Source organism: Bizionia hallyeonensis (assembly GCF_042657385.1).
GTDB lineage: Bacteria > Bacteroidota > Bacteroidia > Flavobacteriales > Flavobacteriaceae > Algorimicrobium > Algorimicrobium hallyeonense.
In genome coordinates this window covers 47,958-71,460 of the sequence record NZ_JBHSLA010000001.1, presented here as the reverse complement: position 1 = coordinate 71,460, position 23,503 = coordinate 47,958, and the positions used below count along the sequence as shown (strand labels likewise).

At 32.5% G+C, this 23,503-nt stretch carries 18 protein-coding genes and 1 tRNA gene; 15 read left to right on the top strand and 4 right to left on the bottom strand.

The window, feature by feature from the left end; translation table 11 throughout:
• The first annotated feature begins 5 nt into the window (after positions 1-5).
• The 6 genes from ACFPH8_RS00300 (at position 6) to ACFPH8_RS00275 (ending at position 7,050) form a co-directional block, all read left to right on the top strand.
• Positions 6-458 (top strand): hypothetical protein, encoded by a 453-nt coding sequence (locus tag ACFPH8_RS00300; protein ID WP_376857934.1) that lies wholly within the window; start codon positions 6-8, stop codon positions 456-458.
• 20 nt (positions 459-478) lie between these two features.
• Complete coding sequence (locus ACFPH8_RS00295) at positions 479-1,993, top strand: DNA recombination protein RmuC (RefSeq protein ID WP_376857932.1); 1,515 nt, start codon at positions 479-481, stop codon at positions 1,991-1,993.
• A gap of 3 nt (positions 1,994-1,996) precedes the next feature.
• Positions 1,997-4,978 (top strand): type I restriction endonuclease subunit R, encoded by a 2,982-nt coding sequence (locus tag ACFPH8_RS00290; protein ID WP_376857930.1) that lies wholly within the window; start codon positions 1,997-1,999, stop codon positions 4,976-4,978.
• On the top strand, positions 4,979-5,404 hold the full coding sequence (locus ACFPH8_RS00285) for a hypothetical protein (RefSeq protein WP_376857929.1): 426 nt from the start codon (positions 4,979-4,981) through the stop codon (positions 5,402-5,404).
• Between the two features lie 11 nt (positions 5,405-5,415).
• The gene (locus tag ACFPH8_RS00280) at positions 5,416-5,787 is read left to right on the top strand and encodes a hypothetical protein (RefSeq protein WP_376857928.1); all 372 of its coding nucleotides are present in this window, start codon (positions 5,416-5,418) and stop codon (positions 5,785-5,787) included.
• Positions 5,788-5,892: 105 nt separating this feature from the next.
• A complete protein-coding gene (locus tag ACFPH8_RS00275) occupies positions 5,893-7,050 on the top strand; it encodes a PD-(D/E)XK nuclease family protein (RefSeq protein WP_376857926.1) in 1,158 nt (385 codons plus the stop codon).
• Positions 7,051-7,122: 72 nt separating this feature from the next.
• Here the strand turns inward: ACFPH8_RS00275 and ACFPH8_RS00270 are convergent, their stop codons facing one another.
• From ACFPH8_RS00270 to ACFPH8_RS00260, 3 genes are read right to left on the bottom strand one after another with little or no spacing between them, the layout of a single operon-like run.
• A complete protein-coding gene (locus ACFPH8_RS00270) occupies positions 7,123-7,617 on the bottom strand; it encodes a YqiA/YcfP family alpha/beta fold hydrolase (RefSeq protein ID WP_376857924.1) in 495 nt (164 codons plus the stop codon).
• Positions 7,614-9,593 (bottom strand): DUF2779 domain-containing protein, encoded by a 1,980-nt coding sequence (locus ACFPH8_RS00265; protein WP_376857922.1) that lies wholly within the window; start codon positions 9,591-9,593, stop codon positions 7,614-7,616. The genes ACFPH8_RS00270 and ACFPH8_RS00265 overlap by 4 nt, the downstream gene beginning before the upstream one ends.
• Positions 9,593-10,504 (bottom strand): helix-turn-helix transcriptional regulator, encoded by a 912-nt coding sequence (locus ACFPH8_RS00260; RefSeq protein ID WP_376857921.1) that lies wholly within the window; start codon positions 10,502-10,504, stop codon positions 9,593-9,595. The genes ACFPH8_RS00265 and ACFPH8_RS00260 overlap by 1 nt, the downstream gene beginning before the upstream one ends.
• A gap of 131 nt (positions 10,505-10,635) precedes the next feature.
• Here ACFPH8_RS00260 and ACFPH8_RS00255 point away from each other — a divergent pair, with 131 nt between their 5' ends.
• From ACFPH8_RS00255 to ACFPH8_RS00240, 4 genes are all read left to right on the top strand, one after another.
• Complete coding sequence (locus ACFPH8_RS00255) at positions 10,636-12,693, top strand: AAA family ATPase (protein WP_376857919.1); 2,058 nt, start codon at positions 10,636-10,638, stop codon at positions 12,691-12,693.
• Between the two features lie 263 nt (positions 12,694-12,956).
• A complete protein-coding gene (locus ACFPH8_RS00250; protein WP_376857918.1) occupies positions 12,957-16,985 on the top strand; it encodes an RHS repeat-associated core domain-containing protein in 4,029 nt (1,342 codons plus the stop codon).
• 11 nt (positions 16,986-16,996) lie between these two features.
• Positions 16,997-17,929 (top strand): T9SS type A sorting domain-containing protein, encoded by a 933-nt coding sequence (locus ACFPH8_RS00245; RefSeq protein WP_376857916.1) that lies wholly within the window; start codon positions 16,997-16,999, stop codon positions 17,927-17,929.
• Positions 17,926-18,933 (top strand): phage tail protein, encoded by a 1,008-nt coding sequence (locus ACFPH8_RS00240; RefSeq protein WP_376857915.1) that lies wholly within the window; start codon positions 17,926-17,928, stop codon positions 18,931-18,933. The genes ACFPH8_RS00245 and ACFPH8_RS00240 overlap by 4 nt, the downstream gene beginning before the upstream one ends.
• Positions 18,934-19,040: 107 nt before the next feature.
• On the opposite strand, the gene ACFPH8_RS00235 is transcribed toward ACFPH8_RS00240, so the two are convergent.
• Positions 19,041-19,116 (bottom strand) — tRNA-Phe (locus tag ACFPH8_RS00235).
• A 98-nt stretch (positions 19,117-19,214) separates the two neighbouring features.
• Here ACFPH8_RS00235 and ACFPH8_RS00230 point away from each other — a divergent pair.
• From ACFPH8_RS00230 to ACFPH8_RS00210, 5 genes are all read left to right on the top strand, one after another.
• Positions 19,215-19,946, top strand: coding sequence for a type III pantothenate kinase (locus tag ACFPH8_RS00230; RefSeq protein WP_376857914.1), 732 nt, complete (start codon positions 19,215-19,217; stop codon positions 19,944-19,946).
• Positions 19,943-21,256, top strand: a complete 1,314-nt coding sequence (locus ACFPH8_RS00225) for a hypothetical protein (protein ID WP_248395892.1) — start codon at positions 19,943-19,945, stop codon at positions 21,254-21,256. Before ACFPH8_RS00230 ends, ACFPH8_RS00225 begins: the two co-directional genes overlap by 4 nt.
• Positions 21,249-22,658 carry a tetratricopeptide repeat protein gene (locus tag ACFPH8_RS00220; RefSeq protein ID WP_376857911.1) on the top strand — a complete coding sequence of 470 codons (1,410 nt, stop codon included), beginning with the start codon at positions 21,249-21,251 and terminating at the stop codon, positions 22,656-22,658. Before ACFPH8_RS00225 ends, ACFPH8_RS00220 begins: the two co-directional genes overlap by 8 nt.
• Positions 22,658-23,212 carry an LPS export ABC transporter periplasmic protein LptC gene (lptC, locus tag ACFPH8_RS00215; RefSeq protein ID WP_376857910.1) on the top strand — a complete coding sequence of 185 codons (555 nt, stop codon included), beginning with the start codon at positions 22,658-22,660 and terminating at the stop codon, positions 23,210-23,212. The genes ACFPH8_RS00220 and lptC overlap by 1 nt, the downstream gene beginning before the upstream one ends.
• Before the next feature lie 97 nt (positions 23,213-23,309).
• Entirely contained in the window at positions 23,310-23,501 is a 192-nt protein-coding gene (locus tag ACFPH8_RS00210) for a hypothetical protein (protein ID WP_248395889.1), read from the top strand.
• The last annotated feature ends 2 nt before the right edge of the window (positions 23,502-23,503 follow it).

Genomic DNA, 23,503 nt, shown 5'->3' with positions numbered 1-23,503 from the left:
ATACCATGGCTAAAGCATATATTGCTAAAAACGAAAAATTTGAGCTTAAATCAGGGCATGAAAAGCCTGAATCAATATCTGTTTTCTATGAATGCAACTATACATCTCAAAGATATATTTTGACTAATTTTAATATTCTTGTAATATGGTCTAAACTATATAGTGACCTTGAGGATAACACCTTTCAAATTATTTATAAAGATGTTGTTTTAGTGTCTATTATTATCACGCAGCTACAAAATATTGCAGATTATTTAAATAAGTTTAATACTATTTCAAAAGAGGAATTAAATAAACTATATGCTGCTGCTCAGTTAAATGAAAAAACAGAATTAGATTTAGAGATTGAAAAACTAAAAGAGACAAAAAAAGAACTCCATGAAAAAATGGAGCTTTTTCTAGAAATTGAAAGTAAGGCAAAAGAGCTAAGTGAGTTAGTAGAAAAGTTAGAAAATTAAAGATTTTATAATCTAAAATTATGGTTGAAATTATTGTTTATATCGTTATTGGTATTATAGTAGGGTTTATTATTGGTTGGTTTATTTCAAAATCAAAAACCAATTCTTTAGTTGAAGAAATAAAAACTTCAAACCAAAGTGCTTACGCAGATTTAGATAAAGAGTTTATTGCATTTAAATCTACTGCCAATAGTGAGTTACAGCAATCAAAGCAAACTCTTCAGGAAAGGGATGAATTTATTACTGAACAAAAACAAAACATTCAATCAAAGACAGAAAACCTTGATACCTTGCAAAAAGAACTGGCTACAAAAACAGCAAATTTTACAGCTGCTAAACATAATGCAGATAGTTTGAAAGCAGAGTTAGATGATTTGAAAATTAAATTCAATGCTTCTAATGAAAAATTAGCTACTGCTACAGCTAACAATAAAGCTTTAGACGATAAGCTAACAACACAAAAAGACGAAATTGAAGCTTTAGGTAAAAAATTCAATACCGAATTTAAGAATATTGCAAGTGAGATTTTAAAGTCTAATACTGAATCCTTTTCTGAAACAAATAAGGAAAAGTTAAAAGACCTATTAGAGCCTCTAGGTAAAAACATTAAAGAATTTAAAGAAAAGGTTGAAGACGTTTATGTAAAAGAGTCACAACAACGATTTTCATTGGGTGAAAAAGTTAAAGAATTAGCAGAGAAAAGTGATAAAATCAGTCAGGACGCTATCAACCTTACCAATGCTTTAAAAGGTGAGGCAAAAACTCAAGGAAAGTGGGGCGAAATGATTTTAGAAAGTATTTTAGAGAAATCGGGTTTACGTAAAGATGAAGAATACTTTATGGAGCATGAATTAAAAGATGAAAACGGCAAGGCGTTACGATCCGATTCAGAAGGTAAAAAAATGCGGCCCGATGCTGTTATTAAATATCCAGATAACAGAAACGTAATTATAGATTCTAAAACGCCTTTAAATGCTTTTACAAGGCTTTTAGCCACTTCGGACGTTAATGAACAACAAAAGGAACTAGGTTCGCATGTGTCAGCAATTAAAGCCCATATTATTGCTTTAAGCACAAAAGGTTACGATGATTATGATAAAGCATTAGATTTTGTAATGATGTTTATACCTAGTGAACCTGCATATATAGCTGCTATGCAAGGCGACCCAAACCTTTGGAATTATGCTTATGATAAACGTATTTTATTAATGAATCCTACAAATTTAATTATCTCATTGAAGCTAATTGTAGATTTATGGAAACGGGAATATCAAAATCAAAATGCTATTGCTATCGCAGAAAGAGGTGCTAAATTATACGATAAGTTTGTAGGGTTTGTTGAAAATTTAGAAAAAGTAGGGAAGCATATTGGTATTGCACAATCCTCATATAAAGATGCTTATAAACAGTTAAGTACCGGTAATGATAATTTGGTTCTTCAAGCCAATAAATTAAAAGAATTAGGGGTTAAAAATAAGAAGGAGCTTTCAAAGGAGATTGAGAGTAACGCAACATCAAATAAATTAACAGAATAAATCATGGCATCAGGTACAAAAGAAATCCATTTTGAAGAACATATTGAAAACTATCTAACGCAAAACGTTAAGGAGTATCATTCTGTTTCTCCTAATTTGTATGATAGAGACCTTTGTGTTATACCCAGTGAAATTATTGCTTTTGTAAAAGACACCCAACTTAAACAATATAAGGCTTTAGAAAAACAATATGGAGCTCAAGTAGATGCTAAAATTGTAGAAAATGTCTCTAAAAATATTAGCAAAAACAAAACCCTTGATGTGCTTCGAAACGGCATAAAGGATAGAGGGCAGAAATTAGATTTAGCCTATTTTAAGCCTGCACATAACAAAACACCAGAGCATGAGAAAGCTTATGCTAAAAATCGTTTAGCCATTATTCGTCAATTAAAATATTCCAACCGTAATGCCAATGAGATTGACATTGTTTTGTTTATCAATGGGATTCCTGTGGTTACAGCAGAGTTAAAAAACACTCTAACAAATCAACGTCATCACAATGCAATTAAACAATATATGCAAGATCGTGACCCTAAAGGCGAACCGTTTTTAGAGTTTAAACGTTGCTTGGTGCATTTTGCTGTTGGTACTGAAAAAGTGTTTATGGCAACCGAACTTAAAGGAAAATCAACTTACTTTTTGCCATTTAACACAGGATTGGTAAATACAAATCCAAATGGTTTTGCAGTAGCTTATCTGTGGGAAGACGTATTACGAAAAGATTCGTTATTAGATTTAGTGCAAAACTTTATTAGTGTTCAAACCGACAAAGAAAAAACATACGACCCGAAAACTAAAAAACTGGTCGATAAAAAATCTACCAAATTATTGTTTCCTCGTTTTCATCAAAGACGTGCCGTTAAGCGTATTTTAGAAGCTTTAAAAATTGATGGGACTGGGAAAAACTATTTGGTGCAACATTCGGCAGGATCTGGTAAGTCGAATACCATTACATGGTTGGCCTATAGGTTGGCGAATTTTTATCAAAATTATACCGACACCAAAGCCTTATACGATTCGATTATAATAGTAACAGACAGACGTGTGTTGAATAAACAAATACAAGACAATATTCGTCAGTTAGATAATACGCCAGGAGTTGTTGCTTATCTTGATGAAAAAACGACTGCACAAGATTTAAAAAAGGCTATTGAAGATAAGAAACGTATTATTATTACTACCATTCAAAAGTTTCCTATTATTTCAGATGTGGTAACCAACTTTCCAGACAGAACTTATGCCATTCTAATAGATGAAGCTCACAGTTCGCAATCTGGTGAAGCTTCAAGGCATATGCGTAAAGCTTTAAGTTTGGAAGAAGCGGCTGAAGAAGAAAAAGATATAAAGACTGTAGATGAGATAATTGCTGAAGAAATATCTAAAAAAGGACAGCAACCTAATATATCTCAATTTGCTTTTACAGCGACTCCCAAGCCAAAAACATTGGAGTTGTTTGGCACTAAAATTAATGGTCAAACAACTGCTTTTGATGAGTATACCATGGAGGAAGCCATAAAAGAAGGTTTCATTAAAGATGTGCTTAAAAATTATATGTCATTTAAGCGCTATTACAAACTGGTAAAGCGCACTGAAATTGATGATAAAGAATACGAAAAGAAAAAAACAGTTCGCGTTTTAGGAAACTTTGTTGATTTACAAGATCATGCCATTGAAAAGAAAGCACGTATTATAATTGAACATTTTGCAAGTCAGACTCAAAATGAAATTCAAGGACAGGCTAGAGCCATGTTGGTTACCAAATCGCGTTTACATGCAGTTCGATTTAAACGCAAGTTTGATGAGATTATGTTTGAAATGGGATTGCCTTATAAAGCATTAGTTGCGTTCTCTGGGACTGTAAGTGATGAAGATACTGGCGCAGATTATACAGAAACCAGCATGAATAATCTAGGAGGAAAAATAAGTATTCCAGAAGCCTTAAAGTTGCCAGAAAATAGAATGCTAATTGTAGCAAATAAATTTCAGACTGGTTTTGATGAACCCTTATTACATACCATGTTTGTAGATAAAAAATTGGGAGGCGCTAATACAGTCCAAACTCTTTCTCGATTAAACAGAAATAGAAGAGGTAAGGACTCTACCATGGTTTTAGATTTTGTTAACGATCCTGAACTAGTACGAGCAGATTTTCAGCACTTCTATGGTAAAAACTATATGGAAGAAGAAAATGAAACAGATCCTAATAGTTTGTATGATGTTTTAAATGTCATAGAAGAACATAAAGTGTATTATGACTCCGAAGTAGAATCCTTTGCAGACATATTTTTCTCTAAAAAGGATGATTTTGAAAAACTTCAACCCATATTAAATACTATTTCAAATAGATTTGACAATGAGCTGGAAGAGGAAGATAAGTTAGCCTTTAAAAACGCTGTGAAATCTTTTACTAAAATCTATCGTTTTTTAAGTCAGATCATCACATTTACAGATGTTGAGCTTGAGAAAAAATATGTGTTTCTAACAGCCTTATTAAAGAAACTACCTTACATACAAAACAACTTACCTTTAGATGTCGTAAACGATATTGAGTTGGATAGCTATAAAATTCAACACAAATTTACTACCAATTTAGAATTAGAATCTGGAGATGGTGAAGATGAAGGTATGAGACCAGGAGGTGCTGGTGGAAATCCAGAAGATGAATTAGATTTTTTAACTAAAATTATTAAAGTTCTCAATGATACTTTTGGTTTAGAGCTTACAGAAGAAGATAAGGTAGATTTTAATAGAGTGAAGAAAAATCTTTATGAAAATGAAGAGTTAATGGCTTTTTTCAACAAACAAAATTCTAAAAATAACATAAAAGATAAGTTTGATGAAGTAGTAGATGGCGAATTTTTAAACTTTATAAATACCAAGTTAGATTTTTATAATAAAATGACCGACGATAAAGCCAATACGCTTTTTAAAGCCATGATGTTTAAAGAGTTTTATGATAGTGAGGTAAGAGGGATTGGTAAATAGATGTTTAAATATTTAGATAAATATAAAGAACAGGGTGAATTTGAGTACAATGTAGTCGATAACCTTTCTAGTTGTTGTAATGCTCCTAGACAAGGTAGCGGGATCTATCTCATATTTGCTGATTCAGCTAGATTGGACAACCTTATTTATATTGGGATTTCTGGAAGAGAAGGAAGTCAAGGTGAAATTATTCACCGTAAGGACGGATTAGGAGGAAGAATAGTAAAAGGCAAACAATTTGGTGAGGCTAGACGAAATTCATGGTCAAAAAAAATGAAAGAAGATGGTTTTAAAAAAATCATAGTCATGTGGTATATAACTCATGGTCAATTTAATTCTGATTTTCCTCGTCCAATAGAAAAGAAGTTGCTTTTGATTCTGTTACTAAAGAATGGAAAATTACCATTATGGAATAATGAATTGTAAAAACACCCCTTATGTGTAAGCCAGAAAATAATTTTAACTTTTGTACTTGTTCAAATAAAGAAGTTCTTGCTGAAAGTGAGTTTGTTTGGATGTTGACCAGGTTTATTAGAAATTATGATTCTGGTAATATGGGTTCAATTATAATGCCTGTAGAAGATTTAGGAGAGGGTGTGACATTGACGAATATTTTAGCTTTTCTTAGTGCGAATACTAACCCTTTTGATTTTGAATATTATCCTTTAGAAAGAGATTGTGTTGATATTAGAAAAGGAATGATGGAATACTTTAAGGTTATTTATAAAGATGGTAATTGGGAAGAAGGCCAAAATGATGTCTTCTCATCAAAAGAGAGAACCATACATAAGGGAATGTTGAAAAAATAATAATAATGAGTCATTTTTATATTTAAATATCTTGAAGTATTGTTGAATAAATAATGAACGTCATGGTTTGGGGATCATGTCATTTACTTTTATAAAAATAAAATTATGGAACAAGAATTAATTAAACTTCTAAATAATAAGCAGCTAATTGAGCTATTGAATGAGCAGGAATTAGTTGTAGCAGATAAGGTGCAATATGAATTTAATGTTTTCACTGTTTCTAAATTAGGAACACAGCTTGAAAATTTTCATAGTGATATATTACATCATCTACTTAATCCTGAAGGACCACATGGCGAAGGTCGTGTGTTTTTAGATGCTTTTTTAAGATTTTTAAATACACTTCCTAATTCGTTTCATGCGGATTTAGGTGATTTTAAAAATGCTAAAGTTGAAAAAGAGCTTGCCAAATTAGATGTTAGTATTATAGACTGGAATAGTAAAAAGGCTATTATAGTTGAAAACAAAATTAACAATGCGCCTGATCAAGTAGATCAATTGTTACGATATTACAATTGGTGTATAAGCAGGGGGTTGGATGTTGTAGGTATTGTATACCTAACTTTAAATAATCTGAAATTTGCTCCAGTGGCGGGCATTCCTAAAACTATTCCAATTTGTAATATTCAGGCATTTTCCAATAGAGATGCCAATTTAGTAGAAGATTGGATAACTCCTTGTGTTGGGTTGTGTAAGAGGAACGATACAAATTCATTTTTAAATCAATATAAAAAATTATTAACGTATTTAGCTTATGACAGTATGGAAGAAAAAATAATGCCAGAGGTTTACAAGGTTTTAAATTCTGGAGAACAAATAGACCGTGTGAATAAATTAAAAGCTTTAAGTGATGCTATTCCAAAATACCGGACAGACACATTTGTTAACGAAATTGGTGATGTTTATGAGCCTTTTACTAAAACATATAGGTACAAAGATAACCACATGTTATATGAAGATTTTTTGGAGTTTGAGAATAAATTTAAATTAGATGTTATATTCGAAAGTAATGGTTCAGTAAATATTCATTTTTGGAATACTAATAAAGGAGGAGAAGAGGCTGCTTCATCTATTAATGCAAAAATTAATCAAATTGGTTATTCACAAATTATGACCCCAAGTATTGCAGATAGTGAATGGATAAGAAGTATTCGGCATTTTTCGGTTTCAGAATATAAAACGTTACCTGAAATGGATATCGAGGTAGTGGCTTTTGTTAAAGGTATTATGAATGCTCTAAAAGTTGATTATGTGAAATCATAGTATGCTATTTTATAATAAACAGTTCCAAGACTTAAAATAAAAAACCAACAAAATATTGATAGATTAAGTCAACTAATCACACAATTGCTTAAAAAATAATTTTACTTCCTTTTCAAAAATATTAACAGGAATCCTATGTGCTAAATCATTATACACGTTTACTTGGTAGTTTGGATGCTTATCTAAAGTATTTGCCAAGAAATTAAGTGTTCTTTTCGGGTTCACCACGTTGTCCTGTGTTCCTATAACAATTTGTTTAAAGGGACTTTTTTTATATTGGATATTTGGTACATTTTGATAAACCGATCGTTCTGCTAAAGCAGGATTAAAAAGTAGGGCAGGACATTGACATACATTAGACACATAATAGCCAGCAAATCCACCCATGCTGCTGCCTATTATGACATCTATTTTTCTATTATGATAAGAAGCGCTTAACTTGGTTATAGAATCTGGGATCACTTCATAATCTATGAATGGTGAATGGACTTCTCCGTATTCTTCTAATATCTCTCTTTTTTCGGGGCTTAAACTCCCGTTTAATCCGTGTATGTATAAAATGTTCATTGGTTTGTACTGTTTTTAAAATATTCATAAATCATAACCATAGCCAAAGTGTCCAATTCGCAGTATCGTAATAATCCTTGATTAATAGCATCTCGTTCTTCCGTTGGCATCTCTGGGAATTGCAACTTGCCATAGGCAAACAGCGCTGCGCCACCATCTGCTATTTCAGGGACACTTTGAGAAGCGTGTTCTGCGGCTTCTTCCAACGTATCATAATCAAATCCTTCAAAAATAGGTGGTAAGTTTTTATATGGGCTGACTACATTGCCGTTTTCCATATGTAAGAACACATGTGAATTATTGAAATTCTTGCTTGTAAGGTTCAATTTACCAATAGGCTTTTTATATTTATCCTGAAGAAAAGTGCTTGAATGCAACACTGCTGGTAAAATGGCTTTTATAGAATTGGAACCTCCTGTTATAGGATCATAGTAATAATTAACGACCGTTCGTTGTAAATCAATCATATCTCTATCTCCAGTCCAATTTGCCGAACTGCTATTTGTGCTATGGCTTATAGATTGAATGAAGTCCATAAGTTCCTTTTTATCTTCTTCATTAGAATTTTGAAGCTGATTATAAATAACATTCACGATGGTGTTTTCATGATTGTGATAACGGAAAATACTGCCGTTATTCACCGAGAGGGATTCTTTTAAAGCTCTGATAAAATCGAAATTAGGAAATACACCAATTTCTGTGTTTAGATATTCATGGTGATGCTCTACACGTCCATCTTCATAAACAATATGGTGTGAAAACTGAAATGCTAATTGCTCATAAGGACGTAAATTTTTTAAAAATGGAATGGCGACAGCAGTTGTTTCAAAGTCGATAAAATTAAGCGGGTATTTCCAACTTGCTAATTTATCTCTTAAATTTTCCAAGTCAATGTAAGGTTTTGTGTCTTGATTTATTTCCTTTTCTATTTGCAGCCACTGGCGCTCACTTCGGCTCAGCTTCCCAGCTTCTGGTTTGATATTGAAATCGTTTTCCGTGAGTTGATTCATGAAATAGCGACCATCATCCAATGCTTTTTTTGCTGGATTAAACCAGACATCATAGCTTTTCGGTTGATTTATAGCTTCGTGGGTAAGTTGTAGTTGTTCTTGCCAACATTCGTGAAAACCACTTTTAGTTTCGGAGGTAATATCCTCTGAGTAATACTCGCAACCTTTACAATGTAGGCCAATAGCCGTTTTTATTTTGGTATCGTTTATGTAGTTTTCTAAATAATAATTAACTAATTCTGAAAAGGACTTTGTCTCGTCGACAGGATTTTTGGTTAGAATGTAATTAACTTCTTCATTGACCGAAATATTGGTCAGAATGGATTCGCCTAAATCAGCAACGGAAATACCTTCTTTTTTAATAATTCCAGTCCGATTTTCTGATGACGTTTCAACCTTAAAAAATTGATTCAAGCCGTTGACAGTAGTTGTGGCATCTTTATCTACTAATTTCAAAAATGATGTTATATGCCAATTTGGATAGCATTTTTGCATGACAAATTTTTGAAAGGCTATGTCATATAGGAATGTAGTCCATCCGCCACCCAACGAACCATTTCCATTAAAAAAGGATTGATGATTCGCACTTCGTATAGATTTGGCTTTAACCTCAATTAGGTTGATGTTGTTACCTTTCTTTTCTAAAATATCGACCCTTATAAATAAGCCATTATGTAAAAAGGCAGCTTCAAATATGGTTACGTTTTCTTGTACTAATAAGGTTGCTGTTTTATGGGCGAGTAGATCATAATTCCAATCGTCTCCTAAAATAGCTAAGCCGTCAGGGTAATACATGCGTGCCAATTCTTCAACTTGGAATCCGCCTTGTGCTAAACCTTGTAAAAACGAATCCGTTTCACTTTGGTTTTCATAAGCTTCTTTTCTTGTGTAAAACAATTTGGTTGGGCAATCGAGTGCCAACTTAAAACGGGACTTGGTTAGGTGTCTTGGCTTTGGTTTACTCATTAGTTTTTGTATTTATTACTTATTTCTTTCAAGTGCTGTTTAATTACATTTCTGAATGATTCAGGAGCCAAGACTTCCGATTCAATACTCATTTTTAATATTTCGATGGTAAATTCATAATTTGGAATGAGGTAATAATTTGCGTGCCAGTACCCATTTTCGTTGCATGCTGTGATTGTTTGAGAATGATGCAAAGGCAAACTTTCTAAATACTTTTTATGTCTATCGGTTATTTTTAAAACAATTTGTTCTGGTTTGTCTTGACTATAATTTAAACCAACAATATTATCAAAACGTTTGGTTTGTTTTAAAAATGGCGCTTTATCTAATTTAGAGGTTTTACCTAATTTGATATTTGAAATGCGTTCAATACCAAAGGTTCTAATTTCTTTTGCTCCTTCTGGAACACCAATCACGTACCATCTGTTAATGTACTCTTTCAGTATTATTGGAGTTATAACCTTGACTTTATAACTATTCCGATGAAAATTATAATGCGTAAACTCTAAATCGCACTCTTGTTTAATGGCCAACAATATCGTTTCTAAATTCTCTATGCCTTTCAAATTGCTGGAATCGTCAAAGGAGACATAATCTAATATCTTCTGACTACCTTTTAAGCCGTCCGAGAACACTTCGGTAAGTGTAACCAATTCTAAAAATTTAAAAAACGATTCTACTTTCACACTTTTCTCTTTATCAATATAATATCCGTTATGCTGTTTATCATAAGTCAATTCGATTCCGAAATCAGATTTTATTTTCTCAAAATCACGCTCCAACGTTCGTGGTGATACCGTAAAATCCTTGTTAGTTAAAAACTCTAAAATCCGTTCTTTGGAAGCGTATTTTTCATCATTTATAAATTGAATTACGAATTGTAAGCGTCTTGAGATATGGTATTTAGACATATTGTGCGAATTTATTAATTGGAACCGTCAAAACATGACGATGTTATAAATATAGCGTTATTTTTTTAGTTCGACATGGTTTGGCGATGTGCTTTTGTTGTTTTGTGTTTTAATCTTAAAAACCCATAGTTATGAGCATGAAATTATTGGCATTGAAAGAATCATTTTTAAGCAAACAGGCCCAGCTTGAAATTGCCAGAACCACTTTAAAATCCGAGTTTTTTGGTATTGATAAAGCAATTGATGAATTAATAAATAATACACGATCCTGGTATGTGCTAAATGCGTATCAAAACAGACCATTAGTTGTTAATCTTTGGGGTATGACAGGTGTTGGTAAGACATCATTGATAACACGTTTAGCCGAGTTATTGTCTTACCAAGACCGACTTTTTAAATTTGATTTAGGCGATAAAAACGGAAATAATTCTTTTAGAGATAATATTAATGACGTGTGTGAAAAAGATGAAAACGAGCCCATAATAATTGTGTTAGATGAGTTTCAGCATTGTCGCACTTTAAAAGGACCTATGCGGACAGAAGTAGATAGTGATGCCAATCGAAAAGTCTGGGAGCTTATTGATTCGGGTAAAATAGATTATTTTAATTGGTATCATGGGTTAAGTAGGTTGAGTGATTATGTAAAAAAACTTAAATATTTTATTGAAAATGGTGTGACTGTTAAAAACGGATTGGTGGTTAAGGGTTGGACGCAATATTACGCTGAATTTAATGAAGACGATGCGTTTTCTGTGCCCAGCAACAAAGCAGAGAAACACTTTATAGATACCTGTTATTATGACAAGATTATGGAATATGCTGGAGCACATTATAATTTTACTCTTGAAAGTGAGCTTAAAGCTTATTTATTTACTCTGAATGGTGAAGAATCTGTTGACTTTTTGATAGATGTTATACGTATAGCAAGTAGGCCACAAGTTAAAAACTTCTCAAAAGCCCTCATTTTTATTATTGGTAATTTGGATGAGGCATATGACATGAGTGCTAATTTAAGTGCGGATATTGATGCGGATACTTTTTATGAGTCCTCATTAAAAATTACGCTTTCACAAATAAAACGTGCACTTACGGCTCGCTTTAGAAATGAACAAATTGCACGTCTGGGGAACATTCATATAATCTATCCAGCTTTAAACAAAAAAGCGTATCAAAATATTATTCAACATGAATTGGAGAAAGTAAAGAAACAAACGCTTGAAGATTTGGATTTAGAACTTGAATTTGAAGGCTCGGTTAGACAACTAATTTATAAAGAAGGTGTTTTTCCCACCCAAGGCGTGAGACCTTTATTAACAACTATTAATTATTTAATAAAAACCAATTTACCTGTATACTTTTCCGAGATCTTGATACATAATCTACAAGCGAATCGATTACGTTTTGTTGTTGCAGACAAGCAGCTCATTTGTTTTTATAGTTATAAAAATGACGAGGTTCATGAAAAAGCCGTACATATAGAAACGCCACTTGAAGATATTCGAGTTTCTAGTAAAGATGATATGCAAGCTATTACGGCTGTTCATGAAAGTGGACATGTGCTTATTTCAGCTTTGCTTCTAAAGGTCATCCCTGATCATGTATACTCCGTTACCACCGAAACAGATGCCAACGGATTTGTATATAGTAAGTTTCCTTGGAAATATGTTGCAAAGCAGGAGATTGTGAAGCGCGTTGCCATGTATTTAGGTGGATTTGTTGCTGAAGAATTGGTGTTTGGAGAAGAAAATATAACCACAGGAAGCAGTAGTGATATTCAATCGGCTACCAAATTTTTAAGTAGAATGTATAAAACAGAAGGACTTGGGGCTTTGCCAATTTATTATAATTTGGATGCAACTGATGCCCTTGCCATTCATGATGTTAAAGCTGTGGAATTAGAAATTCAGGAAACTATGAAAAAGGGATATTCGCTTGCAAAAGAAACGATAGAGCGGGAGATGAACTTATTATTAACCATGTCTGATTATTTGAGTGATCATAGTTTTATTGAAAAAGAAAACTTGAAGCAGATGATTCAAAGTCATAAGATTTCAGAAGTAGAATTTTTGGAAAATAATGACCATGTTTATTATAGACGTCACTTGAAGAAGACCATATCAAAAAGTAAGCATCAGGAATCGGTTACTTATGAAAGAGTTTGTTTGAATAAGAATTGCAAAGTAGAATAATTACTCGATTTTTGGAACTGTTGTTGATTTAGGAACAGAGTATAATCCAAATATGAATTGATAAGAGAGATGAGGGTCGATGAGTGAGAAATTCGTTTATCTACATAGTCTCTTTGGATTCAAGAATAATTACTAAGTTTTTGATTTTGGTTAATTAATTGTAAAAAAGAAATGGTGTTTTTAAAATGAATGCTTTTAGTTAGTTAAAAGTTATTTAGCTTTTTTTACTATATTTATTGTAAGCTATTAATCAGATTTATATAATGAAAAAGATATTTTTAGTAATATGCCTATGCTTATTTTCAATATTTTCTATTGCGCAATGCACTAATAATTGTGTTACACGAGGTGCCCTTGCAGGTGTTATATATGAAGTAGTATATGATGGCAACAACCCTGATAATTACCAGCCCATGGCAAATTATCCAACTGCATTTTTAGATGTGGATGCATCTTTGACTTTACAAAAAAAGATTAGTCTTGTTAGTTATCTAGACTATGGAGATGGCATAACTGTTTTAGGGCATTTATCATCTGGTGGATACTTATTAACTAATGGTATTGTTGGACGTGGTGAAGCTTTAGTTGCTCTAATGGAAGCTTGGGATATTCAGCCAGATTACACAGGTTCGGTTTCATATAACGATGTAGATTCAAATCATCAATATTATGGCTATATTAATGAAGCTGAAGATTTGGATTTATTAGATGGACTTTTTGGTAGTAATTTTAATAGTTATTATGGCATAACATCTACCGAATTAATAACTATCATTTCAAGAATCCAAAATACTAGTTATAATCCTGTTTCTAATTCTGTTTTACAAGATGAAGATAATTATTTTACTCCAAATAATTACCAACCAGAAACATTGGGTTTTTTACGAGGTTTAGAACAAGGGGTTTTTAGTCATTATGCAAAAAATAGTTTTGTTATTCCTGATAGAAAATTAAACTTAAATTTCTCACATTATTATAGTACACAGCTCGTAGAACTACCACAAAGTTATTTTCCAATACAGCCTTTAGGTAGAGGTTGGACACATACCTATAATTCTTATATTACTAGAGTTGAAGATGCTGTTGGGAATGATGATTATTACTATATAAAATGGGCTGATGGAACCATTCACATTTATAATGATAACGAAAACGAATATATTACCAAGGGCGTTTATGATGAGTTAAGTGAGTTTGATAGTGGTGATAATATTGAAATTACCACTAAAAATCAAATGCATTATTTTTTTGAACGTTTGGATAATAGCGAAGAAATATTTTATCTCTATCGAATTGAAGATAGTAATGGTAATCAAATTAATATTGGTTATGAAACAAGTGAAGTAGATAACGATTTTGAACGCATTGAGTGGGTTGAAGCACCTTCAGGAAAGCGTCTTGAATTTGATTATTTCCTTAATTCTGATCGCATTAGAGAAGTAGTTGACCCAATTGGGAGAGATATTCAATTTACATACAATGAAGGTCGCCTTAAAAGATTTTATGATGCAAAAGGTCAAGAAACCAAGTACTTTTATGTGTCTAACGATGAGGATGCTCCTGACGAACATCAATACAGGCGATTTCTATTAAAAAAAGTTCGGTTACCTAGAGGTAATATTATTGAAGCTGAATATGATGAAGATGAAAATGGAAAGCTCATACAATATGCCCTTAACAATAATGAACCTGTTCTTATAGATGTAACGTTTAATTATGATAATTCAACAACTCCTTCGACAGCTCTATTAACCGTTCCAATGCCAAACTCTGGAGGCACTCAAGATTATAATTATGAATTTGATGTCAATGGCATGGTTACACAATTCCAAAATGACAATCAAAATATTAATATTAGCTATCCAGACCCTACAGATATAGATGCGCTCTTCCCATCAAATATTGATATTAATGGATTAGATATAAATTATAATTATGACAACAATGGCAATGTAACTTCTGTCCAAGTTGAAAACAATGAAGATGAAGATTTTTGGTATGATAATGATAACAATCTTACACAGTATCGAGATGAAAATGGTCATAGCACTTACTTTAATTATGATGGTAATTCCAATTTAACCTCTATCCAAGATGCTCTTGGAAACTCTATTTACTTAAATTATGATTCATTTGGGCAAGTAACATCTATTACAAATCAAGAGGGGATTACTGTTAATTACACCTATGAAAATGATGGAGCAGTTTCAACAATTAATGCACCCGAAAACCTAACATCCTCATTTGGTTACGATGGCATTAACAGGTTACTCTCACAAACTATAAATGGGCAAACCTCGTCTTTTTCTTACGACCCAAATGATAATTTAACAAGTCAAACCAATATTGGAGGCTTAACAACCACCTTTAATTATGACCAAAATGATAATCTCATTACTATAACCAATGCTAATGGTGTAAACACCTCATTTGATTACAATAATGAAGACCAGGTAACAAGTGAAGCTTTTGGCTCATTAGTTAAACAATATGAATATAACGATGATGGTACACTTGATACATATATTAAACCTAGTGGTCAAGAAATTAATTATAATTACACTAGTGATGGTAAATTAAACAACGCAGGTACTATCACTAATGTAGATTATTACAATGATGATTATGCTGAAAAAGAAGGTTTGGTAGAGAGCATTGCTTCAGATGATATACGTTATAATTTTATCTATGATGAATTAAACAGACTTTCTCAAGTTGAAATTAATAATCAACCTAATCAAACAGTATTTTACTCTTATGACAATGTTGGTAACATTATTCGTATGCATTATCCAGATAGTCCTTTTGGGTTTTATGTTCAATATGGTTATGATGCAAAAAACAGACTTGTGTCTATTCAAAACCTAAAATCTGATGGTTCACTCCAAACAGTTGTTCAATATACTTATTTTGCTGATGATAGAATACAAAGAATTTACTACATCAACGAGCAAGTTATAGAAGCATACTATGTGTACGATGATGCTGGAAGATTAACTGGAATTGAACATTTACGTCATAATTCACAGGGTGGACTTGATACATTATTCAAACAAGAAATAGCACTTGATAATAAGGGGAATATTACATCCGACAATAGTACTTATTTAGAAACAATTGAAAACCAAGAAGATCAAGACTTTGATTTACAGGCAGAAGCTTATGCTTATAATGCCACGAACCATATTACACAAGCTGGAAATGAATCCGTTTCTGTAAGCGATGATGGTAATACAACTCAAAAAGGAGATATTAATTATCAATATAATATTGATGACCAATTGACTAATGTTTTAGGAAACAATGGAGAATCAAACATCAATTTCCAGTTAAAATATGATGCCTATGGCAATCGAATAGAAAAAGACATTATACAGGGAACTAACGTTTCAGAAACCAGAAGATATATTTGGGACATTATTAATAACAATGTTATTAAAGAATACGATCCTAATAGTTCCACACAATTTTATTATATCTATGGTGCTACAGGATTAGAATGCATGGTTTCACCAACCACAGGAAATATTATTAGTTTCTATCATGGAGATTTGCGTGGTAGCATCATCTTTAGAAGTGATACTAATGGTGAAGTTATAGCTAATCACTTTAACAAATACGATGATTTTGGAAATGTAGTAACACCTAACAATCCTAACGCAGAAGCATTTGGCAGCTATGGCTATTTAGGAAAACATGGTATAGTAAATGACGTAACCACCTATGATGGGTTATATTATATAAAAGCACGTTATTACGATGCTAAATTGGGACGTTTCTTAACCCAAGACCCTATTTGGAGTGCAAATTTGTACCCATACTCTAGTAATAATCCTATTAGTAATATTGATCGTAATGGTAAAAATGGAGAAAATATAATAGGATTGATAAATTTAAAGACAGATGTTATATTAAAATATGCAGGAGCAAGTAAAAATGTAAAGGTTGGCTTTGGTGTTTTTGGCTTTGGTGTTTCTTCACTAATTACTTTAGGAGATGAAAGCTTAAATGGTTATCAAAAAAGAGAATCTATTTCTCTTGATGCTTTTTTAGCTGCTGGTTCAGTAGCAGTAGGTTTTTCTGCTCCACAAGCTTATTTGTTCACTTCAACAGCAAAAGATCATTATTATGGTTTAAGGTATGGATATAATTCTCACATATACAAATCTAATTTGTCATTAGTGGGTAATGCTGCTACTTCTTTAGGAGTATTCATTGGTAATTCTGCTTATGAATATCACCTGCACCAAATGAATTCATTTAAATTAAGACAAGAATTGTATAAAGAATAAATTGATGTTTTATGAAGAAATTAACACACATACTTTTTCTTATCCCAATCACACTATTCGCCCAAGATTGGCACGAAGAAGAACGCAGTTACAAATACGACAACCTCAACCGTTTGGTAAAGGTTGTTTTTTACAATGGCATCGTCTATGAATATCAATACGATAATTTAGGGAATCGTCTTGGTAAAAGCATAGATGTAGAATTACCACAAAACAATTATGATGTTTCAACCATTGGCTTAACTTGTATTAACTCTAGTGATGGTATTATACATATAGAAGTAGATAGAAAAAACACGTATAACATAGAAATTGATAGTCCAGATAATAGTTTTAATGAAAGTCATGTATTGAGCAGTAACAATGGCTGGGAGTTAAACATAGATTATTTAGAAGGAGGTGAATATTTTATTTATATAACTTTAGATGGAATTCCTGAAGACAACTATAAAAAAACATTTATTCTTAACCTTGATGAACCAGAACCGTTAGAAGCAACCAGTAGAATGGCTAATGATGGTAACAGATTTACTTTAGAAATGACTACAGGAACACCACCATTTACCATAAAACTTAATGATGACGTTATTGGCACTACCAGCGAAAATGAATTTACGTTTGAGGCTCATCATGGAGATATTGTTGAGGTTTCAACAGCAAAAGCTTGTGAAGGAAAACACATTGAAACTTTAAGTGTTATAGATGCTATTGCATTACATCCTAACCCATCAAGTGATAAAGTTTTCTTTTCAATCCCAGCCATAAAAGATGGTACAGAAATTACCTTACAACTTTATGATATAAACGGAAGACTTGTTGGAGCATTTGATCCTGTTATAAACAATCAAAAGATTGAAATTTCAATTCAACATTTACCAACAGGAGTATATATTGCTAATCTCCCTACACTTGGAGATAAAACCTTTAAAATTATTAAAGAATGAAAAACATATGGGCCCTAATTATTTTAATTCTGTTTTGTTCTTGTAGCGACGAAGACACTGGAGAGAACGGTAATGATACTAACAATAACATTACACCAAATGCGCCAACCCTTGTTACACCTGGAAATGGTTCAACTTTAACTACACAAGTTGCAGATGAAGAAATATATTTTGAATGGAATCCATCTTATGACCCTGACAATGATGTAGTAAGTTATTACATAGAAGTAGCTTACGACTCAAGCTTTAATAGTATAAGTTCACAATTATATTCCAGTGTTACTTATAATACAATATATCTATATCCAAATCAGGTGTATTATTGGAGAGTAAAATCTAAAGACAGTAATTTTAATATTAGTCCATTTAGTCAAACATGGTCTTTTTATCTAGAAGATGGATTAGCTCCTACAATCCCACAGCTCATTTTTCCATTAGATGAAACTGAATGTTCAAACAACGATTTAACCTTTTACTGGAATGAATCTACAACTCAAAATGGAAATTCAATAACGTACAAATTATATATTTCTACAACTCCAGATTTTAGTAATGGTGTAGATATTTATACCACTTCTAATACCGAATATAATATTCAACTAACTCAAAGCACAGCTATTTATTGGAAAGTGGAAGCAACCAATGGTACAAACAGTAGTTTTAGCGAAGCAAGAAGCCTTTATACCCAAGGAAATGGCACTAGTAATACCATGCCACAGTTGGATTATATCTTTCCAGAAGATGGCATGTCCACTTCTAGTCAATCAATTTTATTGCAATGGCAAGCGTTTGATAATGAAACCAGTAGTGTCAACTTAACATATAAAGTGTATTTCTCGGAGCTTGGTCAAGAGTTACAGTTAGTAGATGAAGGTTACGCTATAAATACCTATACTGCAAACGGCTTAAATTTTAACACAACATACCAATGGTCTGTTTGGGTAACAGACGAAGATGGAGCAACTAACGTTGGAGAGGTTTACACGTTTAATGTTGATTTTTAAATAAAATCAAAATGAAAAAAAATAACGTTTTTATCAAGTAAGTTGTCCCTAATGTTGTCCCCTTAAAAAAGTAAAAACCCCATAAACATCACGTTTATGGGGTTTTCTGGTGGTGCCTCCAGGAATCGAACCAGGGACACAAGGATTTTCAGTCCTTTGCTCTACCAACTGAGCTAAGGCACCAGCGCTAAATGCGGTTGCAAATATAACTTGTTTTTATTATTCACCAAAAGAAAATTTATAAAAAATCGTTTTGTATTTTTACATCCTTAAATTATCCTATGAATTTAATAATAGATGTTGGCAATACATCCGTGAAAATAGCTGTATTTCAAGCGGATGAGCTTATTGAAAAAATAACGTGCTCATTAGAGGCGTTTGAAAATAATTTTGAAAACCTTCTAAAAAAATATCCTGAAATCAATAAGTCCATCGTGTCTTCGGTTGGATTGTTGTCTAATTTGCAATTAGAAACTATTAAAAAACGACTTCATGTTTTAGTTTTAAACCCAGAAACACCGTTGCCATTTATAAATGATTATAAAACACCACAAACATTAGGGGTGGACAGGATGGCATTGGTTAGTGCTGCAGTTAAAAAATACCCATATCAAAATACATTAATAATGGATGCAGGTACCTGTATTACTTATGATTTTATTACGAATCAAAATCAGTACCTAGGAGGTGCCATTTCCCCAGGGATTAGATTGCGTTACACATCTTTAAATAATTTAACAGCCAATTTACCGTTATTAATTAAAGAGAATCCGAAAATGATAATTGGTAATACCACAAATTCAGCCATTCATTCTGGTGTTGTTCATGGCGTTTTATTTGAAATTGATGGTGTGATTCAAACTTATAAAGAAAAATTTTCAGATTTAACAGTTATTTTAACAGGAGGAGACGCTAATTTTTTGTCTAAACAATTAAAAAGTAGCATATTTGCCCATTCTAATTTCTTATTAGAAGGTTTAAACCACATTTTACAATATAATTCAAACGAATGATTAAAAAACTGGTATTAGTTTTTATTGCTGTATTTGCAATTAAAAGTTATGCGCAAGATGGTACAGCTTCACCTTATTCCTTTTATGGAATTGGGAGCTTGAAATTTAAAGGTACCGTTGAAAACAGGAGTATGGGAGGCATAAGCATCTATACAGATAGTATTCACCTTAACCTAAAAAACCCAGCAGCTTACGGAAGTAAAAATTTAGCTGTTTACGGTAACGAAAATAGACCTGTAATATTTTCGGTAGCAGGATCACATTCCCGATTAAAGCTTAAAAGTGATTCTGGAGAAGATAACTTAAAATCATCAACTTTCGATTACCTATCTATGAGTATTCCACTTGGTAGACTTGGTGTTGGTTTTGGTTTAATTCCATATACATCGGTTGGTTATAAATTAGAAACTAGAAATAACGATTTAAGTTTAAACGAACGCTTTCGTGGTGAAGGTGGGGTAAACAGAACCTATTTATCCGCTGGTTACTACATAAATAAAAACTTTAGTGTTGGTGTAGATGTTAATTATAACTTCGGAAATATTAAAAATAGCACGATTGTTTTTGATTATGATCCAGATGATGGTACCATTCTACAATATCAATCGCAAGAAACAAACCGATCAGATTTAAGTGGTATTAGTCTTAACTTTGGACTGACCTATAAAGCTATGGTTACTGATGATCTAGAACTACAATCCGGTTTCACGTTTACACCAGAAACCAGATTAAAATCACGTAACGAACGGTCTTTTGGTACTATTCTCTTCAATCCCGACACCAATATTGAATTCCCTGTTGATACTATAGATGCTGATTTAGCCGCACAAGGTTTAGAGGAAACGGAGTTTGTTTTACCTTCAAAAATATCTTTTGGAGCCGGTATTGGACAACCAAGAATTTGGTTTGTTGGTGCTGAATATACGTTCCAAAACACTAAAAATTTTAAAAATGAACTGTATGGATATACAGGAGTTGACTATTCAAACAGTTCAACTTTAGCATTAGGTGGATTTATTATTCCAAAGTATAATTCTTTTTCAAGTTACTTAAGTCGAGTGGTTTACAGGGCTGGATTGCGCTTTGAATCGTCTGGGTTGAACATTAATAACACCTCCATTGATGAGTTTGGCATGTCTTTTGGATTAGGATTACCTGTAGGAAACGATTTCTTCTCAAATGCTAACATTGGCTTTGAATACGGAAAGCGTGGAACAACAAATAATAATTTAATACAAGAGAACTATTTTAATGTTAGTTTAAGTTTATCCTTAAACGATAGATGGTTCCAAAAAAGAAGATATGATTAACACTTTTACCATGAATATTATGAAAACGAAAATCACATTATTAGCAGTAGTGCTATTTTTAGGATTTCAAGTTGCCCATGCGCAACAGAACGAGGAATGTATGACGAAACTATCCATATTTTCTGAGTATGCAAAAGCAAAAAATTATGATGCTGCTTATGAGCCTTGGATGTATGTCCGTACTAATTGTCCAAAATTGCACAAAGCCATTTATAGTCAAGGAGCTGACATTTTAGAACATAAAATTGATAAAGCTTCAGGCGCAGAAAAGGTAAACTTTATCAAAGATTTATCTAAACTATACGAAGAACGCCAAGCTAACTTTGCAAGTGATTCGCCAGTTGGTGAGTTTCAAACAAAATCTTGTCAGTTACAATATGATAACCGAGACGTTTTAGGTTTGTCAGATTTAGAACTATATAATTGTTTTGATGCCGCTTTTAATGCGGATAAAGAAAATTTTACAAACCCTAAATCATTATACACGTATTTTTCTTTAATGGTAGATTTATATGATGCGCAGTCTAAAACTGCTGCGGAATTATTTGATAAATATGATGATGTTGCTGAAAAAATTCAAACAGAAGTTGGTAATTATTCAGAGAAATTAAATGTTATCATTGAAAAAGAAGAAGCGGGAACAGCTTTAACTAGAAAAGAATCTAGTTACCAAAGATCTTACGAAAGTTATTTAAAAGCTTATGATCAAGTATCAAGTGCTGTTGATAAGAAATTAGGAGATCGTGCAAACTGTGAAAACTTAATTCCACTATACGAAAAAGGCTTTGAAGATAATAAAGCTAACGCACTGTGGTTACAACGTGCAGCAGGAAAAATGTCTGAAAAAGAATGTACAGACGATCCAATGTTCTTTAAGTTAGTAAACGCATATCATGAAATAAGCCCTTCGGCTAATTCAGCTTACTATTTAGGGATCTTAAAAGATAAAGAAGGAAAAGTAAATGAAGCTTTAGCGTTTTATGAGCAAGCTGTAGGTTTAGAAACCGATAATTTCAAAAAAGCGAGACTTAATGAAAGAATTGGTGACAAACTTAAAAATAAAGGGCGTTATGGAAGTGCTCGTGAGTACTATATGAAGTCTTTAAGGTTAAACCCTTCAAATGGTCGTCCTCACTTACGTATTGCATCTATGTATAATGCAAGTGCTAACGATTGTGGAGATAGTAACTTTAACAAGCGTGCTGTGTTTTGGTTAGCTGCTGACGAAGCTGAAAAAGCTGGTCGCGTAGATCCAACATTAAAAAGTGCAGCTGCACAAACAGCAACTAGTTATAGAGCTAAAGCCCCACAAAAATCAGAGATTTTCCAAGAGAATATGTCAGGAAAACAAATTAATGTAGGTTGCTGGATTGGTAGAACGATTACCGTACCAAAAATTTAATGACTGTTTTAATAAAACATATACATAAAACCATAGTCTTAGCCATTGCTTTGACTATGGTTTTTTCTTGTAAAAATAATTTTGAGGACGTTAAAAAAATTGGTATTTCGGAAAATGCACCCATTGGTATTGCCGAAAATATGAATTTAAAATATACAGATTCCGGTCGTGTAACGGCCCTTTTACGCAGTCCTAAAATGTTAGACTTTTCTAATAGAGATTTTCCCTTTTCAGAATTTCCAGATGCGGTTGAATTGGATTTGTTTGACGAAAATAATCAGAAAAGTACCATTACAGCAGATTACGCCATTGTTTATGATAAAACGGGGCTGATTGATATGCAAGGGAACGTGGTATTGGCGTCTCATAAAAACGACACATTATATGCTGACCAATTGTACTATGATCAGAATAGAGAGTGGATGTTTACAAATCAACCCGTAACATTTAGAACTGGATCAGACATTATAAATGGTAAGGGGTTTGATTCGGATGTAAAGTTCACAAAAGCCCAAGTGCTTGAAATTGATGGTCTAATTAATGTAGACGAATAGCACATTATTAAATATATAACGGAAACCTCATGAATTATAAACGCATGAGGTTTTTTTATTTACCTTTGTTTTTAATAAACAATTCAAACCTATCAAGATGAAAATCTTTAAATTTTTTCAGTACGCCTATTTAATTTTTGCTATTCTATTTATTTATGTAGCTGCGCAAAAATATATGGAAAATGAGTACATAGATTATGCATCCATTCTATTAGCCGCTGCCGCTATTTTTATGTTTTTCTTTAGAAAAAAATTCAATAAACGCTTTGAAGAAAGAGACCGCAAATAGCC

What these genes read in the sequence shown, in the direction of transcription:
- lptC (WP_376857910.1), top strand. Translation starts at nt 22,658, where the DNA reads ATGACTGTTTTAATAAAACATATACATAAAACCATAGTCTTAGCCATT.
- ACFPH8_RS00295 (WP_376857932.1), top strand. Translation starts at nt 479, where the DNA reads ATGGTTGAAATTATTGTTTATATCGTTATTGGTATTATAGTAGGGTTT.
- ACFPH8_RS00250 (WP_376857918.1), top strand. Translation starts at nt 12,957, where the DNA reads ATGAAAAAGATATTTTTAGTAATATGCCTATGCTTATTTTCAATATTT.
- ACFPH8_RS00280 (WP_376857928.1), top strand. Translation starts at nt 5,416, where the DNA reads ATGTGTAAGCCAGAAAATAATTTTAACTTTTGTACTTGTTCAAATAAA.
- ACFPH8_RS00260 (WP_376857921.1), bottom strand. Translation starts at nt 10,504, where the DNA reads ATGTCTAAATACCATATCTCAAGACGCTTACAATTCGTAATTCAATTT.
- ACFPH8_RS00240 (WP_376857915.1), top strand. Translation starts at nt 17,926, where the DNA reads ATGAAAAACATATGGGCCCTAATTATTTTAATTCTGTTTTGTTCTTGT.
- ACFPH8_RS00230 (WP_376857914.1), top strand. Translation starts at nt 19,215, where the DNA reads ATGAATTTAATAATAGATGTTGGCAATACATCCGTGAAAATAGCTGTA.
- ACFPH8_RS00265 (WP_376857922.1), bottom strand. Translation starts at nt 9,593, where the DNA reads ATGAGTAAACCAAAGCCAAGACACCTAACCAAGTCCCGTTTTAAGTTG.
- ACFPH8_RS00210 (WP_248395889.1), top strand. Translation starts at nt 23,310, where the DNA reads ATGAAAATCTTTAAATTTTTTCAGTACGCCTATTTAATTTTTGCTATT.
- ACFPH8_RS00285 (WP_376857929.1), top strand. Translation starts at nt 4,979, where the DNA reads ATGTTTAAATATTTAGATAAATATAAAGAACAGGGTGAATTTGAGTAC.
- ACFPH8_RS00300 (WP_376857934.1), top strand. Translation starts at nt 6, where the DNA reads ATGGCTAAAGCATATATTGCTAAAAACGAAAAATTTGAGCTTAAATCA.
- ACFPH8_RS00245 (WP_376857916.1), top strand. Translation starts at nt 16,997, where the DNA reads ATGAAGAAATTAACACACATACTTTTTCTTATCCCAATCACACTATTC.
- ACFPH8_RS00255 (WP_376857919.1), top strand. Translation starts at nt 10,636, where the DNA reads ATGAGCATGAAATTATTGGCATTGAAAGAATCATTTTTAAGCAAACAG.
- ACFPH8_RS00275 (WP_376857926.1), top strand. Translation starts at nt 5,893, where the DNA reads ATGGAACAAGAATTAATTAAACTTCTAAATAATAAGCAGCTAATTGAG.
- ACFPH8_RS00220 (WP_376857911.1), top strand. Translation starts at nt 21,249, where the DNA reads ATGATTAACACTTTTACCATGAATATTATGAAAACGAAAATCACATTA.
- ACFPH8_RS00290 (WP_376857930.1), top strand. Translation starts at nt 1,997, where the DNA reads ATGGCATCAGGTACAAAAGAAATCCATTTTGAAGAACATATTGAAAAC.
- ACFPH8_RS00270 (WP_376857924.1), bottom strand. Translation starts at nt 7,617, where the DNA reads ATGAACATTTTATACATACACGGATTAAACGGGAGTTTAAGCCCCGAA.
- ACFPH8_RS00225 (WP_248395892.1), top strand. Translation starts at nt 19,943, where the DNA reads ATGATTAAAAAACTGGTATTAGTTTTTATTGCTGTATTTGCAATTAAA.